At 81.8% G+C, this 236-nt stretch carries 1 pseudogene; it reads right to left on the reverse strand.

What is annotated here, in order from left to right:
- Positions 1–236 (reverse strand): annotated as a pseudogene (locus AX737_RS36230) (peptidoglycan-binding protein LysM); the annotation flags it as partial.

Consider the following 236-nt stretch of genomic DNA (forward strand, 5'->3'; position numbering starts at 1 on the left):
GCCCGCCGGCGCCTCGGCCGTCACGTCGAGCCGCCCGCCCGGCTGCGCATCGACGCTGACGATGCGCAGCCGGGCGGGCGTGGCCGCGGGCGGGGCCTCGGGCTGGGACAGCACCACGGTCGGCGCGTCGGGCGCCGTCAGGGCGACCAGGGGCTTGGCCGTCCCGGTGACGGCCACCGCCACGCTCTGGCCGGAGGCGACCGCGCGCCCGTCCGGCCCGGTGGCGCGCAGCGAGA

Origin of the sequence: Methylobacterium sp. CCH5-D2 (assembly GCF_001556475.1) — a bacterium.
GTDB lineage: Bacteria > Pseudomonadota > Alphaproteobacteria > Rhizobiales > Beijerinckiaceae > Methylobacterium > Methylobacterium hispanicum.